This is a genomic window from Prevotella sp. khp7 (assembly GCF_900109055.1).
In the GTDB taxonomy this organism is placed as follows: Bacteria; Bacteroidota; Bacteroidia; order Bacteroidales; family Bacteroidaceae; genus Prevotella.
This window is the reverse complement of record NZ_FOIV01000001.1, coordinates 748,335-765,211: the sequence shown is the minus strand read 5'-3', so window position 1 is coordinate 765,211 and position 16,877 is coordinate 748,335. Positions and strand designations below refer to the sequence as shown.

Here is a 16,877-nt window from a genome sequence, read left to right as displayed (position 1 = left end):
GAACTAAAAAAGGGGAAAAATAACGTAAACGTTATCGTTCCCCTCTTGTGTTATTGCAGTTTTGCTATAAACTGACTCAGGGCAGCTCCCGGGTCAGGTTGCGTCATGAAGTGTTCTCCCATCAGGAAGCCTCTGAAACCGAGTCCTCTTAGCATCTTCACGGTCTCTGGGTTCGACAGGCCGCTCTCGCTCACCTTGACGATGTTGTCGGGCAGAAGCCCTGCCAGGCGGATGGAGTTGTTGACATCGGTCACGAAGGTACCGAGGTTGCGGTTGTTGATGCCACACATGTCGGGCTCTAGTGCCGCATATTCGGTCTCTGCCTCCGTATGCATCTCCAATAGCACCTCCAGACCCAGTCCGTGAGCCTTTGCTATCAGTTGTCTGCATTCGTCTTTCGACAGACAGGCAGCAATCAGAAGAACCGTGTTGGCCTGATACAGTCTGGCCTGATACAGCTGGTATTCGTCGATGATGAAGTTCTTATACAGTATGGGCAGCTTGATGTCTGCCATACGGGCGTCTGTCAGATCCTGATGACTTCCACCGAAGTATTTGGTGTCGGTCAGCACGCTCATCGCCGTGGCACCGTTTTCCTCATAGCTCTTACCAATCACCTTGATCGATGCCTCTTTGCTGAACCATCCTTTCGACGGTGACTTGCGCTTGAACTCGGCTATGATGCCGGAACCAGAGCTCCTTAGGTTGGCTGACATGGATATTGAGAGACCGCCTCTGATGTTGTTCACTCTCTCTTCCAACAGAGCAAAAGGAAGCTCTTGCTTGAATACCTCTACCTCTTTTCTTTTGTTTGCAACGATTTCTTCTAAGATATCTGCCATATTGGTCTATGTTGATGATTATTTCTTGCTATACCAGTCTTTCAGCACAAAGAAGGCTTTCTTCTTCTCGCCATTATCGCTGAAGAGGCCTTTCCTGTTGTAGAAGTCCTGAATGCCTGTGAGCACGCGACGTGGTGAGCGGAAGTCCTTCAGGATCCATGGGGTGGTACCTGCCAGACCATCGATCTTGTCGAGCATAGCCGTGTTCTCCTGATACAGATTCTCCTGGAATTCCTCAGTCCATCGCTGGTTCTTCTCGCCATGCAGACCGTATCTGGCGCCTCCTCCAAACTCACTGATAATGACAGGCTTCTCGTATGGAATCTCCCATGTCATCTTCGGTGCGTCGTTCACATCGCGATACCAGCCGATATACTGGTTGAAGCTGACCACATCAACATATTCGTGCATGTTGTCCTGCAACTTGTTGTGATAGTTCGATGCCGAGATCACCTCCATAGCCATGGAGATCAGACGGCTGTCGTCCAAAGCTCTGGCACGTTTGGCCAGCTTGCTGAGGAAAGCGTCGCGTGCTTCAGAGTGCGGGGTCTCATTGGCCACGCTCCAGATGATGACGTTAGCACGGTTCTGGTCGCGAAGTATCATATTGGTCAGCTGGCGCTCTGCATTGGCATAGGTGTCGGGGTTTGTCCAGGCAATCGTCCAGTAGCATGGAATCTCCGACCATACGAGCATACCCATGCGCTCTGCTTCACGAACAGCATACTCATTATGGGGATAGTGAGCCAGACGTACGAAGTTACAGCCCAGTTCCTTGGCCCATGACAGGAGCGTATGCGCATCTTCCGTAGAGTTGGCGCGTCCACCGCCGTTGGGCTTTTCCTCATGAATGCTGATCCCCTTCAGGAAGATGGGCTGACCGTTCAGCAGAATCTGCTTGCCTTTTGTCTCAATGGTGCGGAAACCTATCTCGTCGCAGATGGTTTCTTCGCCCAGCTTGATTTCCACCTTATATAATTTAGGGTTCTCGGGCGACCATAGCTGAGGCTTGGCTTTCATGCTGATGCTGGCTGTGCCGTCGGCAGCCGTGGTGAGTGTCTTCTTGATCTTCAGCTCAGGAATGCTTAGCGTCACAAGTATCCCTGCCTCTTCACGATTCAGCTTCACGCTGAAGTTCACTAATCTGCCTTCTAAGCTTTTCAACTGCAGTTTGTAGTTCTCAACGTAGGTCGGTTCAACGGTGACGAGACAGACGTCGCGCGTGATGCCGCCATAGTTCCACCAGTCGAATATCTGTGTGGGTACATCCTCGGCATGGCGCTTGTTGTCAACCTTCACGATGACCACGTTCTCTCCGTCTTTCATGAAGTCGGTCACATCGTAGTTGAACGGTGTGAAGCCGCCCTGATGGTGACCGGCCTTCTGACCGTTCACGTAGACGTGCGCATCATAGTTCACCGCTCCAAAGTAGAGCAGTGTGCGCTTGCCCGCCTGCGGGTGGTATTCAAAACTCTTCTTGTACCAAACCGTTCCCTCATAGAAGAACAGTCTGTCGTCTTGTGTGTTCCAGTCGCCAGGGACCTTCAGGGTGGGGTTCTTGTCGAAGTCATACTCAATCAGATCCTCAGGGCGCTGTGGCTTTGCGTTGACGAAGAATCCCGAGCGCATCGGGTTCATGCGGTAGTCGTAATAGCCTTCTTCCTGAACATCCACGATGTAGTTCCATTCACCATTCAGCGACGTAGTCTGTCTGGCCATGACATTGGCAATCTGTGGCACCTCTTGGGCTGCTGCCCATAGTCCTGAGACCATGAGCAGCAGAGTAGTAGATAGTAGTTTTTTCATTGTTTAGTCTTTCCTTGTTTCTTCTTGTTAAACCTCCCAGCCGATAGCTGAAGCACCGAGTACAGCTGCAGAAGCGCCGTCAAGTCCGCTAACCAGGAACTGTGCCTTGTTCTTGAATATCTTCAGCACGTGCTCGTTGTAGGCTTCGCGTATGGGCTTCATAATCAGTTCGCCGGCCTTAACCATACCGCCGAAGAAGATGAATGCCTCAGGCGATGAGAAGGCTGCGAAGTCGGCGCAGGCCTCACCCAGCATCTTACCTGTGAACTCATAAATCTCCTTGGCCAGTTCGTCACCCTTGCCTGCAGCGATGGATACGTCGAGTGAGGTGATATCATCGGGATTCATCTCGCGAAGCAGACTCGGACGGGTGGTCTTTGCCAGCATCTCACGGGCAGTGCGTGCTACACCTGTTGCTGAGCAATAGCACTCCAGGCAACCAGTACGACCGCAACCGCAGAGACGGCCTTCTTCACCGCGAACCATTGTCACGTGTCCCAACTCACCGGCAAAACCGTCGTGTCCGTAGAGCAGCTGGCCGTTTACCACGATACCAGAGCCTACACCCGTTCCAAGGGTGATGACGATGAAGTTCTTCATACCGCGGGCCACACCATAGACCATCTCACCGATAGCAGCGGCATTGGCATCGTTGGTAAGGGCAACGGGAATGCCATTCAGCTTGTCGCTGAACATCTTGGCGAGGGGCACTACGCCATCGTGAGCCCATGGCAGGTTCGGAGCGAACTCAATGGTTCCGTTATAGAAGTTTCCGTTAGGAGCACCGATACCCATGGCTTTGATCTTCTCAATGCCGCCAACCTGGTCGATAATGACCTGCAGGGCATCTACACAAGCATCAACATAGTCCTCAACCTTCTCATAACCACCGGTTTTGATGGCTGTGGTGGCCTTGATGTCGCCTCGGGAATCTACGATGCCGAATACAGAGTTTGTTCCTCCTAAGTCTAAGCCGATAACATACGGCTTTAGCAATGCATTTTGTTCATTCATGATTGTTATAGTTTTATTTTTATTTTGATTTTTCGCTTACAAGCCACAAAGGTAAAGAAAAACTTGCGGATATCTCTCATTTTTACGGAAATTAACGATTCCCTTTTGTGAAAAACCTTTGTTTTCTTTCCCGTTTCAGCCTTTTTTTGTACCTTTGCACCCGTTATGCCGTTTCATGTACCAATAAATATATTAGATTTCATCTTCAAGGGGATGATGATCGGGGTAATTGCCAGTGCCCCAATGGGGCCGGTAGGTATCCTGTGTGTTCAGCGCACGCTGAACAAAGGCCGGTGGTTTGGTCTTGCCACAGGGTTTGGCGCAGCCTTTAGCGATATTATATATGCAGCATTCGCAGGTTTCGGTATGTCGTTCGTGATGGACTTCATTACCAATGACCAGAATCGCTTCTATCTTCAGATCGCAGGTAGTATCATGCTGCTCTGTTTCGGTCTTTACACTTACCGTTCCGACCCGACGAGAAAGATGCACCAGTCAGGCCTGCAGAAGGGTTCGCTTTGGTATAACGCGTGGACGGCCTTTCTCGTAACCTTCTCTAATCCGCTTATCGTATTCCTGTTTCTGGCCATGTATGCCCAGTTCGCGTTTGTGCTGCCCAACCATCCTTTCGAGATGCTGGTGGGCTTTGCGAGCATTGTGGGCGGTGCGCTGCTCTGGTGGTGGGGCCTCACATGGCTGGTCGATAAGATTCGTACGAAGTTCGATAACAACGGCATCAAGATTATCAATCAGGCTATCGGCGTTGCCGTGATTATCGGTTCGGTGATTATGCTCTTGGGAACAACCACCAATCTGGTGCGTTTCTTCTAAGTGATGCTTTTTTATGTATAGATTTTTTTAGGATATATGTTTATTGCACAGGATTTAAGAAAAAAGAATATTGCCGAATATCTGCTGTATATGTGGCAGGTCGAGGATACTATCAGGGCTTTCGACTGCTCGCTGACGCGTATCAAGCGCGAGTGGATAGAACGCTTCGACTATAGCGACGAACAGAAAGAAGAGGCAATCGACTGGTATGGCAACCTGATTCGGATGATGAACCAGGAAGGTTGCCGTGAGAAGGGTCATCTGCAGATTAATCGGGTGACGATGCAGATGCTCATCGAGCTTCACAGTCAGTTGCTTCAGTCTACCAAGTTCCCTTTCTACAACACAGAGTACTACAAGGTGCTCCCGTTTATCGTGGAGCTGCGCAACCGTGGCGCTAATAAGGAAGAGAATGAGATAGAGACCTGTTTCAATTCCCTCTATGGCGTGATGCTGTTGCGCTTGCAGCATAAGGACATCTCGCCCGACACGCAACATGCCGTCAAGGAAATCACCACCTTCATCGGCATGCTCTCTGATTATTACAAAAAAGATAAAGAAGAAGGTCTGAAATTCGAGTAGTGTTTTTAAGGCACGGATTACACGGATTAACACGGATTAATATTATAAGGCTGAATAAAAGAGAATAAAGAAGTGGCACAGGAAAAGACGGATACGGAAAAATCTGTGTAAATCCGTGTAATCCGTGCCTAAAGAAGAAAGAAGCATATGAGGATATTAATAACAGGATGTAACGGACAGCTTGGAAACGAGATACAGCTGCTGGAGAAGAATAATCCCCAGCACGTGTATTTTAATACCGATGTGGCAGCGCTCGACCTTCAAGGTCGCTTGCCTCAGCAAGAACTGGATATTACCGATGAGGCAGCCATCAACCGCTTTGTCACCGACAACCAGATCGACGGCATTGTGAACTGCGCTGCCTACACAGCCGTGGATAAGGCAGAGGAGAACCAGGAACTGTGCCATAAGCTGAACGCCACCGCTCCGGGATTGCTGGCCAAGGCCATCGAGAAGCGTGGGGGATGGATGATTCAGATCTCAACCGATTACGTGTTCGACGGCACCAATCATATCCCATATACCGAGGATGAGCCCACCTGTCCGAACAGTGTCTATGGCGCTACGAAACTCGATGGTGAGAAGGCAGCTCTGCAGGCATGCTCCAAGACCATGATTGTTCGTACGGCATGGCTCTATTCTACCTTTGGCAACAACTTCGTGAAGACGATGATCCGCTTAGGTAACGAGAAACGTGAGTTGGGCGTTATCTTCGATCAGGTCGGTTCACCCACCTATGCGCGCGACCTGGCCGTGGCCATCTTCGCCGCCATCAATCAGGGGGTGGTGCCGGGTATCTATCATTTCTCAAACGAGGGTGTCATCTCGTGGTACGACTTTGCGAAGGCCATCCACCGTATTGCAGGCATTAAGGACTGCAAGGTGCGCCCCCTGCACACCGCAGAGTATCCTACGCCCGCCGCCCGTCCGCACTACTCCGTGCTCGACAAGACGAAAATCAAATCCACCTACGCCCTCGAAATCCCCTACTGGGAAGAGAGCCTCAAGCAGTGCATCGAGAAGCTAGATTTTTAGGCTGGCATTTTTAGGCACGAAATCTTTAGGCACGGATTCTTGGACGAGCCAAGCGGCAAAGCCGAGCGACACGGATTAACACGGATTTATTTTTATGTTATATAACGAAGAAATAACGAGAAAGATTATTGGAGCTGCACAGGAAGTACACAGGGAACTGGGATTCGGATTTCTTGAATCTGTTTACGGAAATGCTCTCTACAAAGAATTAACTGGTCGTGGAATGAAGTGTGAGTGTCAGAAACAGATAGATGTATTTTATAAAGGTGAAGTCGTGGGACATTATATCCCCGATATGCTAGTAGAAGATGAAGTTATAGTAGAATTAAAAGCAGTTGTAGATTTAAGACCTGAGCACGAATGGCAGTTGGTAAACTATCTTACGGCATGCAATAAGAAAGTAGGCTTACTGATAAACTTTGGTCATTCAGTACAGGTAAAGAGAAAGATATTCACGGAGAACAAGCGATACAACGGAACAGAAAAAACAAAAAATCCGTGTTAATCCGTGTAATCCGTGCCTAAAAGTAAAAAGGAAGTAACGAAAGAATGGCCACCGGACGAAAAAAAAAGCCGCGTCTTTTATAAAAAGCCGTGTAATCCGTGCCTAAAAGTAAAAGAAGTATGAATCAGGAAATAGAACGTAGAAGAACATTTGCGATTATATCGCACCCGGATGCGGGTAAGACTACACTGACGGAGAAGTTCCTTCTCTTCGGTGGACAGATACAAGTGGCGGGCGCCGTAAAGAACAATAAGATCAAGAAGACCGCCACCAGCGACTGGATGGATATAGAGAAACAGCGTGGTATCTCTGTATCTACCTCTGTGATGGAATTCGACTATACGCCGGAAGGCTCAGATATAGAATATAAGGTGAACATCCTCGACACCCCGGGTCACCAGGACTTCGCCGAGGACACCTTCCGTACACTGACGGCTGTCGACTCAGCCATCATCGTGGTCGACGGTGCCAAGGGTGTGGAGACCCAGACCCGTAAGCTGATGACCGTCTGTCGTATGCGTAAGACACCCGTGATCATCTTTATCAATAAGATGGACCGTGAGGGTCGCGACCCCTTCGACCTCCTCGACGAACTGGAACAGGAACTCGAAATCAAGGTCCGTCCACTGTCTTGGCCCATCAACCAGGGCGCTAAGTTCAAGGGTGTATATAACATCTACGAACAGAAGCTCGACCTCTTTACACCCGACAAGCAGCGTGTAACCGATAAGGTGGAGGTTGATATCGACAGCGAGGAACTCGACCGTCGTGTAGGCGAGGAGAATGCCGCTAAGCTGCGCGAGGACCTGGAGCTGGTCGACGGTGTGTACCCCGAGTTCGACGTGGAGACCTATCGTGAGGCAGAGGTGGCACCCGTGTTCTTCGGTTCAGCCCTTAACAACTTCGGTGTACAGGAACTGCTCAACTGCTTTGTTGAGATTGCCCCGTCGCCACGCCCAACAAAGGCCGAGGAGCGCGACGTGAACCCCGAAGAGAAGAAGTTCACTGGCTTCATCTTCAAGATTACCGCCAATATCGACCCCAACCACCGTTCTTGTATTGCCTTCTGTAAGGTGTGCAGCGGAAAGTTCCAGCGCAACCAGCCCTATCTGCATGTGCGTCAGGGTAAGACGCTGCGTTTCTCGTCGCCCACACAGTTCATGGCGCAGCGCAAGAGCACCATCGACGAGGCATGGCCAGGCGACATCGTCGGTCTGCCCGACAATGGTATCTTTAAGATTGGCGACACGCTCACCGAGGGCGAGCAGCTCCATTTCCGCGGACTGCCCTCGTTCTCGCCAGAGCTCTTTAAGTATATCGAGAACGACGACCCCATGAAGGCCAAGCAGCTCCAAAAGGGTATCGACCAGCTCATGGACGAGGGTGTGGCCCAGTTGTTCGTCAACCAGTTTAACAACCGCAAGATTATCGGCACCGTCGGTCAGCTGCAGTTCGAGGTGATCCAGTACCGTCTGGAGAACGAGTACAACGCCAAATGCCGTTGGGAGCCTGTTCATCTCTATAAGGCCTGTTGGATTGAGAGCGACGATCCTGCTGAACTCGAGAACTTCAAGAAGCGCAAGTGTCAGTATATGGCTAAGGACAAGGAGGGCCGTGATGTCTTCCTCGCCGACAGTGGCTACGTGCTGAGCATGGCGCAGGAAGACTTCAAGAACATCAAGTTCCACTTTACTAGCGAGTTTTAATATTAGGCACGGATTTCACGGATTTACACGGATTATTTGTAATTCAATAATAACGAATATAGAAGAAGGTAATGGATAGAACGGAAACAGAAAGAAATCTGTGTTAATCCGTGTAATCCGTGCCTAAAAAGAAAAAAGTATGAAGCAAGAAGACGATATAAGAAATGCTGTTGAGACGATGCGCAAGGGTGGGGTGATTCTCTATCCTACCGACACCGTGTGGGGCATCGGTTGCGATGCAACCAATGCCGAGGCAGTGAAGCGCATCTACGAGATCAAACAGCGCGACGACTCGAAAGCACTGATCTGTCTGGTCGACAGCGATGCCCGCATGCAGCGCTATTTCAGAAACGTGCCCGATGTGGCATGGCAGTTGATTGACAGTCTGAAGGGTGCCGAGGATGCCAAGCCCACGACACTCATCCTCGACGGTGCCATCAATCTGGCAGAGAACCTCATTGCCGACGATGGCAGTCTGGGTATCCGCATCACCAACGAGCCCTTCTCCAAGGAACTCTGTTTCCGTTTCCAGAAGGCTATCGTGTCGACCTCTGCCAATATCAGTGGTGAGCCTGCCGCTCAGAACTATGGTGATATCGACCCTCGTATTCTCGAGGCAGTCGACTATGTATGCTGGTCTCGTCGTCAGGAGCACAAGCCCCACACGCCCTCCAGCATCATCAAACTGAAAGAAAACGGCGAAGTTACCGTGATTCGTAAATAAAAAGGCACGGATTTCACGGATTTACACGGATTATTTGTAATTCATTAATAACGAATATAGAAGAAGGTAATGGATAGAACGGAAACAGATAAAAATCTGTGTTAATCCGTGTAATCCGTGCCAAAAGGAAAAGAAGATAAAGAATGGCACAGGAAAAGACGGAAACAGAAAGAAATCTGTGTTAATCCGTGTAATCCGTGCCAAGAAAGAAAAAATGGAGACGACAGTTGTAGATAGAAGACCGGAGTGGCTGAGGCGGCTGCATGAGTGGCGCGTGGAGCATGTCAGCGAGAGGGCGTTTATGATCATCCTCGCACTGCTTGTGGGCTTTTTCTCAGCCGTGGCTGCCTTTGTGCTTCACTGGATCATCAACCAGATTGTCACAGTGCTTACCAGTTCTTTCGAACAGTCGCATGCCAACTGGCTCTATCTGGTCTATCCTGTCGTGGGCATCTATCTCACGTCGCTCTTTGTGCGCTATGTCGTCAAGGACAACATCTCCCACGGTATCACCCGTATCCTTTACGCCATCTCCAGCAACAAGTCGCGTCTTAAGTCACATAACTGCTGGTCGAGTGTCATCGCCTCTGCCATCACCATCGGCTTCGGCGGATCAGTGGGAGCCGAGGCGCCGATTGTACTCACCGGCTCTGCCATCGGTTCGAACCTCGGTCAGATATTCCACCTCGACCGTAAGATGCTCATGACGCTGGTCGGCTGTGGTGCTGCCGGTGCCATTGCCGGCATCTTCAAGGCGCCGATAGCAGGACTGGTGTTCACCCTTGAGGTGCTGATGATCGATATGACCATGTCGGCGTTGTTGCCTATCCTAGTGTCGTGTGTCACGGCCACCGTCTTCACCTATATCTTCAGTGGCGACGCCGCCCTGTTCACCTTCCATCTCGACAGCGAGTGGTCTGTGCAGCGTATCCCCGCCTGCGTACTGCTGGGCATCTTCTGTGGCTTGGTATCCCTCTATTTCATCCGTATGATGGGTGCCTGCGAGGATGTGTTTGCCAAGTTCAAGGAGCATCCTCATATCAAACTGGCCATCGGTGGCACGGCGCTCAGTCTGCTTATCTTCCTGTTCCCCGCTCTCTATGGTGAGGGCTATAGCAGCATCAACCTGTTGCTGAACGGTCAGACCGAAGCCGACTGGAACCGCATCCTCAACAACTCACTGTTCTCGGGTCAGGGTGCCATGCTGCTGCCTTATATCGCCCTGGTATTGTTTACGAAGGTCGTGGCCACCTCTGCCACCAATGGCGGCGGCGGTTGTGGTGGTACGTTTGCTCCCTCGTTGTTCATAGGCTGCTTTACGGGTTTCCTGTTCTCTCGCCTGTGGAACATCAACGGTCTGGGCGTCTATGTACCCGAGAAGAACTTCGCCCTGCTGGGTATGGCTGGTGTCATGTCGGGCGTCATGCATGCGCCGTTGACCGGCATCTTCCTCATTGCAGAACTGACGGGTGGCTACAGCATGTTCATGCCTCTGATGATTGTCAGCGTGTGTGCCTATCTCACCATCATCATCTTTGAGCCTCACAGCATCTATGGCTCTCGCCTGGCCAAGCAGGGCCGTCTGCTCACCCATCATACCGACCATGCCGTGCTCACCCTGATGAACCTCGACTCAGTCATCGAGAAAGACTATCTGAGTGCGCCGCCCGACATGGAACTGGGACAGATTGTCCATAAGATCAGCCGCAGCCATTCTACGGTTATCCCTGTGTTGAATGCCGGTGGCATGCTGTTGGGCGAGATCGACATCATGAAAATCCGTAATGTGGTGTTCCGCATCGAGCTCTATCACCATTTCAAAGCCTCACAGCTGATGACCGACCCGAAGGCGCTGCTGAGTGACACGATGCCCATGGCCGATGTGATGCGTGCGTTCGATCGTACGGGTGCCAACTGGCTGCCGGTGCTCGACGTAGAGTGTCGCCTCAAGGGCTACATCTCCCGCCAGCGAATATATACAATGTATAGAAAGATGGTAGCAGACATGTCGGAAGATTAATATTAGGCACGGATTTCACGGATTTACACGGATTATTTGTAATTCAATAATAACGAATATAGAAGAAGGTAATGGATAGAACGGAAACAGAAAAAAAATCTGTGTTAATCCGTGTAATCCGTGCCAAAAGGAAAAGAGTCAAAGAATGGCACAGGAAAAGACGGAAACAGAAAGAAATCTGTGTTAATCCGTGTAATCCGTGCCTATAAATAAATAGAAGATGAAAAAAGAGGATTTAAGGATTGTGTTTATGGGAACGCCGGAGTTTGCGGTGGAGACACTGAAGACTCTGGTCGAGAACGATTATAATGTGGTGGCTGTGGTGACCCAGCCTGACAAGGCCGTGGGCCGTCACCAGACCGAGCTTCAACCCTCGGAGGTGAAGAAGTATGCCTTGGAGCACAACCTGCCCGTGCTGCAACCCGTGAAGATGAAAGACCCCGAGTTTGTAGAGCAGCTGCGCTCGTATCAGGCAAACCTGCAGGTGGTCGTGGCCTTCCGCATGCTCCCCGAGGTGGTGTGGGACATGCCGCAGTACGGCACCTTTAACGTGCATGCCGCCCTGTTGCCTCAGTATCGTGGTGCAGCCCCCATCAACTGGGCAGTCATCAATGGCGAGACCCGGACAGGTGTCACCACGTTCTTCCTCGACAAGGACATCGACACTGGCCGCATCATCATGCAGAAGCCCTTCGACATCCCCGATACCGCCGATGTGGAATACGTGTACGACGGACTGATGCATCTGGGCGCCGACATCTGTCTGGAGACGCTCGACCGCATCATTGCTGCCGACGGACATCCTGAGAGCATTCCACAGGAAGACATGATTGCCGTAGGCAACGAACTGCATGCTGCACCGAAGATCTTCAAGGAGACCTGTCAGATTAACTGGGACCAGCCTGCCAAGCGGGTCTACGACTTCGTTCGGGGACTCAGTCCTTACCCTGGTGCATGGACGACCCTCGTATCGCCCGACGGCAAGGAGACCGTTCTGAAAATCTTCAAGACATCCCGCACGAGTCTCCGTCAGGGTGAGCTCCGTATGACGGCCGTGGCAGACAGGAAACCCTGCATCCGTTGCGCCGACGAGCTGCTGATGATAGAGGAGCTCCAGTTGTCAGGAAAGAAGCGCATGAGCGGGCGTGACTTCCTCAACGGTATAAAAAATTTCGAGAACTATAAAATAAAATAAGGTGTGGCTGCGTTTCTTAGGTAAGAACTCATTCTAAAAGTGATTGCCTATGAAGTATTCTACTCCAGAGAAGTTCAAGCCGAGAGCGCAGACGCTAGACATCATTCGTCAGATAGCCTACACCTATCGTACAAACATCAACCAGGCCTCGAGCCTGAACTAAGAAAAAAGTTTATGGCATTAGTATCACCTTCTTTACTCGCTGCCGACTTTCTGCATCTCGACCGCGACATCGACATGATTAATCGTAGTGAGGCCGATTGGCTTCATCTCGACGTGATGGACGGCTCGTTCGTTCCCAACATCTCGTTTGGCTTCCCTGTGCTCGAGGCTGTAGCCAAGGCCTGTAAGAAACCGCTCGACGTTCATTATATGATTGAGCGCCCTGAGCGTTATATCCAGCAGACGGCTAAGCTGGGTGCCATGATGATGAACGTGCACTATGAGGCTTGCGTACATCTGCATCGCACCATTCAGGAGATCCACAATGCAGGTATGAAGGCAGGTGTCACGCTCAACCCGTCAACACCGGTAAGCGTGCTCGAAGATATTATTGGCGATGTGGATATGGTGCTGCTGATGAGTGTCAATCCCGGTTTCGGCGGACAGAAGTTCATCGAGAACACCATCGACAAGGTGAAGCGTCTGCGCCAGCTGATTGAGACGAAGGGCTGTAAGACTCTGATTGAAGTCGACGGCGGCGTACAGGGAGAGACGGCTCCCCGTCTGGTGGCAGCAGGTGTCGACGTCCTTGTCAGCGGTTCCTATGTCTTCAGTGCTCCCGATCCCGAGCAGGTCATCCATTCCCTCCGCAGCCTGTAAACTATTCCAGGACGAGGTTGACGTTGTGCTGCTGGGTCAGCTTGCGCAGGTTAATCAGGGCGTAGCGCATGCGCCCCAGTGACGTGTTGATGCTCACGTTCGTCAGTTTGGCAATCTCCTTGAACGACAGCTCCTGGAAGTATCGCATATACACCACGTCGCGCTGCACCTCGGGCAGTGCCTCCATCAGTCGTTTCACGTCGTTCAGCACCTCCTCGTTGTTCATCTGGTTCTCGCGGTTGTCGCCCATCACCGACGCGCTGCGCAGGTTGCTCAGGTCGTTCTCCTTCGGTGCCTCCACAATCTTGCTGCTCTTCTGGGCGCGGTAGTGGTCGATAATCACGTTGTGGGCTATGCGTGTGATCCACCACACAAACTTACCCGTATCCGAATACTGGTGGTTCTGCAGTTTGGTGATGACCTTCAGGAACGTCTCCTGAAACAAGTCGTTGGCCAGGTCCTCATCCTTTACCACATACATGATATAGGTGAAGATCTTCTCCTGGTTTCTTGAAAGTAACTCGTCAAATGCACGATTATTGCCATCGATGTAAGCTAATGCCAACTGTTCGTCGGACATACTTTCTAATGTACTCATACTCCTCAAAATTTGAATGGGGTAAAGTCTGTTTCGATAGGCGATAATCTGTTTAAAGGGTTATTAATCTGGGGCAAAAGTAGCTATTTTTGTCGTAACATCCAAAAAAATCTTCAAAAATCTGCATCATCTGTGGCTTTTTTCTTACCTTTGCATCAAAAATAGCAATCTAAAACAACGAGAGAGATGAAATTATTCGTGCCAGGGCGCTTGTGCCTATTTGGAGAACATACAGACTGGGCTGGACACTATCGTACGATGAACGCCGACATCAAACCCGGCGCTGCCATCGTGACCGGAATCGAGCAGGGAATCTATGCCGAGGTCGAAAAATCAGGAAAATTTGAACTGTATAGCGACGCCGAGGAGATTAGCGACGTATGGAAGGATTTCTCGTGCCGTATGGACGAGACCGAGCTGAAGCGTATCGCCAAGTCGGGCGATTTCTTCTGCTACTGTGCCGGTGTGGCCTCCTATATGTTAGAGTGGTACAAGGTGGGTGGCGTGCGTATCCGCATCACGTCGATGACGCTCCCCATGAAGAGCGGTTTGTCGTCGTCGGCAGCCATCTGTGTGCTCGTGGCCCGTGCGTTCAACTCGCTCTATAATCTGAATCTCAACACCTTAGGCGAGATGAACATCGCCTATCTCGGCGAGCTGCGCACCAGTAGCCGTTGCGGCCGTCTCGACCAGGCCTGTGCCTTTGGTGTGAAGCCCAACCTGATGACTTTCGACGGTGATGAGATCGAGGTGCGTTCGCTGAATGTGAAAAAGCATCTGTATTGGGTCTTTGCCGACCTCTGTGCAGAGAAGAATACCATCAAGATACTCTCCGACCTGAACAAGGCCTATCCGTTCCCTACAAACGAAGCCGAGCGGCTTGAACATGAAGCGTTAGGTCAGAAAAACCTTGACATTGTCGACCGCGCCATCCGTTATATGGCAGAGGGCGATGCCGAGGCTCTCGGTAAGCTGATGACCGAGGCTGAAGCCCTTTTCGATGCTCAGGTGGCCCCCATGTCGCCCGCCTTGTATTCACCCAAGCTTCATGCTGTTCTGAACGATCCCGTCATCCAGCCCATGGTGTGGGGCGGCAAAGGTGTCGGCTCCCATGGCGACGGCTCCGTGCAGTTCCTGGCCAGGAGCGAGGAGGCTCAGCAGCAGCTGGTCGACTACCTTAACGGTCAGGGCTTGAAAGCCTATACGCTCACCCTCAAGCCCGTCCATACCGTCCGTAAGGCCATTATCCCCGTGGCAGGCTTCGGCACCCGTCTCTATCCTGCCACCCGTGCCCTCAAGAAAGACTTCTTCCCCATACCCTGTCCCGACGGTATGGTGCGCCCCGTCATCCTCATCCTGCTCGAGGAACTCATCCAGAGCGGCATCGAGGATATCTGTCTGGTGCTCGGCTCTGAAGAGGAACGCCAGCAGTATGCCGACTTCTTCGAGCGCCCTCTCTCCGAGGAACATCTGCGCAAGCTCCCTCCTGAGGCACAGGACTATGAGAACCACATCCTCGACATCGGCAAGCGCCTGCATTACGTCTATCAGCGCGAGAAGCGCGGCTTCGGCCATGCCGTCTATCAGGCGGCCCAGTTCGCCGGCAACGAGCCCGTCATGCTGCTCCTTGGCGACACCCTCTACCGCAGCGACAGCCACAAGCCCTGTGCCCTGCAGATGGTTGAGGAGTACGAGCGCCACAACTCGCTCATGGTCAGCATCCATCCCATCCCTCTGGCCGAGGTCAGCCGCTATGGCATCCTTCATGGCGTGTGGGAAGACAAGGATCACCGTGTGCTTCATGTCGACACCATCATGGAGAAACCCAAGGCCAGCTATGCCGAGGATTTCCTGGCTGTGCGCAATCAGAATGGTGAGAAAGAGTATTACAGTGTCTTTGGTCAGTACATCCTCACGCCAGAGGTGTTCTCGCAGTTGCATGAAGACATCATTCAGCGTGAGATCGACGGCGACCATGTCTCAGAGATTGAGCTTACCTCAGCCCTTGAAGCCGTCCGTCAGCGCAGCGGCATGGTCGGTGTCTGTCTCAAGGGCCGTATGTACGACATGGGCAATCCTGCCGCTCTCGTTACTGCCGTCGAGTCTTTCGGCAAATAACACCCCTTCCAGCCAAAGAAACGTCATCTGTGGGTCGTCGGGATATCTCCTGTGAGTTGTTCAGATAGTCTCTACGCCCCATGGAAACGTCATCTGTACCCCTATGGAGACGTCATCTATACCCCCATGGGGATTATCTCCGTCACCCGTGGAGATTATCTCCGTGCTCCGTGGAGACTGTCTCCGTAGACCTTAGGAGGTATTCCTTTTCCGTTATGACGTCCCCCCGTACAGAGCACCCCCTCATACTATAGCCCTCCCTCTTTACAGAGGGGAGGGCATGTATAGAGGGGGGGTAGCTCTTATCATGGGGACGTGATATTTTCTACGTGCGTTTTGTTTCGGCGTTTGTATAATTTGTGTTAAATATGATAGTATTTTGATAAATAATTGTTAATCGTGTTAATTTTATTTTGCATATATGAGAATAAAATCTACCTTTGCGATAAGAAATATACGAGACTCTATTAACGGAGGAACCTAAAAACAATTTAAGATGAATATCAAGAAGTTTGTATTCGTTTTCCTTTTGATGCTGTTAGCAGGGGCTAACCAGAAAGTATTAGGACAGAGTTGGACGATACGTACCAATCTGGCATATGATGCCATGTTAATTCCCTCACTGGGTGCAGAGTACGCTCTTAGCGATCGACACAGTATTTCGCTGATGGGGACCTACAACCGTTTCAACTCTGGTGACAAGAAATGGAAGAACTGGAGCGTACAACCTGAGTTGCGCCTGTGGCGAGAGGCTCCCTTCATGGGATGGTTCATGGGTATCAACGTCATCGGTGGAGGCTTCAACATAAATAACGTCCGGATAGGAGGGCTTGGCGACAAGCACCGTCAAGGCTATATGATGGGAACAGGTCTCTCCGTGGGCTATCACAAGATGCTCTCTACGCACTGGAACCTTGAGTTCTCGCTGGGTGCAGACGTGCTGCTGACCAGCTACGACCGCTTTAATGTCGGCGAGTACGAGGGACATTTCGAAAGGGGCATTGTACTGCCCATAGGCACAGGCATCAGTCTGGTGTATGTGATCTATTAAACAAGAAACATAAATGACCGAATAAATA

General features: G+C 51.1%; 15 protein-coding genes. 11 read left to right on the top strand and 4 right to left on the bottom strand.

From position 1 onward, the window contains the following. Window positions 1-50: 50 nt before the first annotated feature. The 3 genes from trpC to BMX82_RS03295 are packed head-to-tail and all read right to left on the bottom strand — an operon-like array spanning window position 51 to window position 3,662. Window positions 51-842: an indole-3-glycerol phosphate synthase TrpC gene (gene trpC / locus BMX82_RS03305; RefSeq protein WP_091766033.1), complete on the bottom strand. Its 792-nt coding sequence runs from the start codon at window positions 840-842 to the stop codon at window positions 51-53. Between the two features lie 18 nt (window positions 843-860). Beyond that, window positions 861-2,648 carry a glycoside hydrolase family 2 protein gene (locus BMX82_RS03300; RefSeq protein ID WP_091766030.1) on the bottom strand — a complete coding sequence of 596 codons (1,788 nt, stop codon included), beginning with the start codon at window positions 2,646-2,648 and terminating at the stop codon, window positions 861-863. Window positions 2,649-2,675: 27 nt separating this feature from the next. After that, window positions 2,676-3,662 carry an ROK family protein gene (locus tag BMX82_RS03295; protein ID WP_091766027.1) on the bottom strand — a complete coding sequence of 329 codons (987 nt, stop codon included), beginning with the start codon at window positions 3,660-3,662 and terminating at the stop codon, window positions 2,676-2,678. A 165-nt stretch (window positions 3,663-3,827) separates the two neighbouring features. Between BMX82_RS03295 and BMX82_RS03290 the strand changes: the two genes are divergently transcribed. The 9 genes from BMX82_RS03290 (at window position 3,828) to rpe (ending at window position 13,082) form a co-directional block, all read left to right on the top strand. Then, entirely contained in the window at window positions 3,828-4,493 is a 666-nt protein-coding gene (locus BMX82_RS03290) for a LysE family translocator (protein WP_036913263.1), read from the top strand. A 36-nt stretch (window positions 4,494-4,529) separates the two neighbouring features. Beyond that, complete coding sequence (locus BMX82_RS03285) at window positions 4,530-5,075, top strand: DUF4924 family protein (RefSeq protein WP_036913261.1); 546 nt, start codon at window positions 4,530-4,532, stop codon at window positions 5,073-5,075. 147 nt (window positions 5,076-5,222) lie between these two features. Next, window positions 5,223-6,110, top strand: a complete 888-nt coding sequence (gene rfbD / locus BMX82_RS03280; RefSeq protein WP_091766024.1) for a dTDP-4-dehydrorhamnose reductase — start codon at window positions 5,223-5,225, stop codon at window positions 6,108-6,110. Window positions 6,111-6,204: 94 nt separating this feature from the next. Beyond that, window positions 6,205-6,615 (top strand): GxxExxY protein, encoded by a 411-nt coding sequence (locus BMX82_RS03275; protein WP_036913255.1) that lies wholly within the window; start codon window positions 6,205-6,207, stop codon window positions 6,613-6,615. A 119-nt stretch (window positions 6,616-6,734) separates the two neighbouring features. Continuing rightward, the gene (locus BMX82_RS03270; protein ID WP_091766021.1) at window positions 6,735-8,321 is read left to right on the top strand and encodes a peptide chain release factor 3; all 1,587 of its coding nucleotides are present in this window, start codon (window positions 6,735-6,737) and stop codon (window positions 8,319-8,321) included. A gap of 139 nt (window positions 8,322-8,460) precedes the next feature. After that, a complete protein-coding gene (locus BMX82_RS03265; protein WP_036913252.1) occupies window positions 8,461-9,045 on the top strand; it encodes an L-threonylcarbamoyladenylate synthase in 585 nt (194 codons plus the stop codon). Window positions 9,046-9,259: 214 nt separating this feature from the next. Further along, window positions 9,260-11,065 (top strand): chloride channel protein, encoded by a 1,806-nt coding sequence (locus tag BMX82_RS03260; RefSeq protein ID WP_091766018.1) that lies wholly within the window; start codon window positions 9,260-9,262, stop codon window positions 11,063-11,065. 220 nt (window positions 11,066-11,285) lie between these two features. Further along, on the top strand, window positions 11,286-12,260 hold the full coding sequence (gene fmt / locus BMX82_RS03255; RefSeq protein WP_091766015.1) for a methionyl-tRNA formyltransferase: 975 nt from the start codon (window positions 11,286-11,288) through the stop codon (window positions 12,258-12,260). A 174-nt stretch (window positions 12,261-12,434) separates the two neighbouring features. Beyond that, the gene (gene rpe, locus BMX82_RS03250; protein WP_036913244.1) at window positions 12,435-13,082 is read left to right on the top strand and encodes a ribulose-phosphate 3-epimerase; all 648 of its coding nucleotides are present in this window, start codon (window positions 12,435-12,437) and stop codon (window positions 13,080-13,082) included. 1 nt (window position 13,083) lies between these two features. Here rpe and BMX82_RS03245 read toward each other — a convergent pair whose 3' ends face one another. After that, window positions 13,084-13,680, bottom strand: a complete 597-nt coding sequence (locus tag BMX82_RS03245) for an RNA polymerase sigma factor (protein ID WP_255396538.1) — start codon at window positions 13,678-13,680, stop codon at window positions 13,084-13,086. A 186-nt stretch (window positions 13,681-13,866) separates the two neighbouring features. Between BMX82_RS03245 and BMX82_RS03240 the strand changes: the two genes are divergently transcribed. Continuing rightward, a complete protein-coding gene (locus BMX82_RS03240; RefSeq protein WP_091766009.1) occupies window positions 13,867-15,798 on the top strand; it encodes a sugar phosphate nucleotidyltransferase in 1,932 nt (643 codons plus the stop codon). 496 nt (window positions 15,799-16,294) lie between these two features. Continuing rightward, a complete protein-coding gene (locus tag BMX82_RS03235; RefSeq protein WP_091766006.1) occupies window positions 16,295-16,849 on the top strand; it encodes a DUF3575 domain-containing protein in 555 nt (184 codons plus the stop codon). Window positions 16,850-16,877 lie beyond the last annotated feature (28 nt).

Coding starts and splice junctions, on each gene's coding strand:
- rpe (WP_036913244.1), top strand. CDS start 12,435: ATGGCATTAGTATCACCTTCTTTACTCGCTGCCGACTTTCTGCATCTC.
- BMX82_RS03290 (WP_036913263.1), top strand. CDS start 3,828: ATGCCGTTTCATGTACCAATAAATATATTAGATTTCATCTTCAAGGGG.
- BMX82_RS03300 (WP_091766030.1), bottom strand. CDS start 2,648: ATGAAAAAACTACTATCTACTACTCTGCTGCTCATGGTCTCAGGACTA.
- BMX82_RS03295 (WP_091766027.1), bottom strand. CDS start 3,662: ATGAATGAACAAAATGCATTGCTAAAGCCGTATGTTATCGGCTTAGAC.
- trpC (WP_091766033.1), bottom strand. CDS start 842: ATGGCAGATATCTTAGAAGAAATCGTTGCAAACAAAAGAAAAGAGGTA.
- BMX82_RS03240 (WP_091766009.1), top strand. CDS start 13,867: ATGAAATTATTCGTGCCAGGGCGCTTGTGCCTATTTGGAGAACATACA.
- BMX82_RS03245 (WP_255396538.1), bottom strand. CDS start 13,680: ATGAGTACATTAGAAAGTATGTCCGACGAACAGTTGGCATTAGCTTAC.
- BMX82_RS03260 (WP_091766018.1), top strand. CDS start 9,260: ATGGAGACGACAGTTGTAGATAGAAGACCGGAGTGGCTGAGGCGGCTG.
- BMX82_RS03270 (WP_091766021.1), top strand. CDS start 6,735: ATGAATCAGGAAATAGAACGTAGAAGAACATTTGCGATTATATCGCAC.
- BMX82_RS03265 (WP_036913252.1), top strand. CDS start 8,461: ATGAAGCAAGAAGACGATATAAGAAATGCTGTTGAGACGATGCGCAAG.
- BMX82_RS03275 (WP_036913255.1), top strand. CDS start 6,205: ATGTTATATAACGAAGAAATAACGAGAAAGATTATTGGAGCTGCACAG.
- rfbD (WP_091766024.1), top strand. CDS start 5,223: ATGAGGATATTAATAACAGGATGTAACGGACAGCTTGGAAACGAGATA.
- fmt (WP_091766015.1), top strand. CDS start 11,286: ATGAAAAAAGAGGATTTAAGGATTGTGTTTATGGGAACGCCGGAGTTT.
- BMX82_RS03285 (WP_036913261.1), top strand. CDS start 4,530: ATGTTTATTGCACAGGATTTAAGAAAAAAGAATATTGCCGAATATCTG.
- BMX82_RS03235 (WP_091766006.1), top strand. CDS start 16,295: ATGAATATCAAGAAGTTTGTATTCGTTTTCCTTTTGATGCTGTTAGCA.